The organism is Rhodoferax ferrireducens (assembly GCF_003347515.1).
Lineage (GTDB): Bacteria > Pseudomonadota > Gammaproteobacteria > Burkholderiales > Burkholderiaceae_C > Rhodoferax.
In genome coordinates this window covers 1-249 of record NZ_QEII01000009.1, presented here as the reverse complement: position 1 = coordinate 249, position 249 = coordinate 1, and the positions used below count along the sequence as shown (strand labels likewise).

Annotated in this window: 1 protein-coding gene; it reads left to right on the top strand. The window is 53.8% G+C overall.

What is annotated here, in order from left to right:
* The coding region (locus tag C5P05_RS00030; protein ID WP_157979120.1) for a Tn3 family transposase at nt 1-249 on the top strand (249 nt) is incomplete at both ends.

The window sequence follows — 249 nt, the reverse complement described above, 5'->3', positions numbered from 1 at the left end:
GGAGGGGTATGCTGATTTCCTGATTCAGCCGGTGGGGCAGATTGACCGTCATCTGATTGCCGCTGAAAAATCCAATTTGGATCACATTGCTGCCACCCTGGGGCTCAAAGAAATGAGCCAAAGTGTGCTGGTGCGAAAAATTTGCACCCTGTCTGGACACCACCGCACGCGTAAGGCCCTTTTCGAGTATGACAAGCTGATCCGCACGATCTACACGCTGCGCTACTTGCGCGACCCTCAATTGCAGCG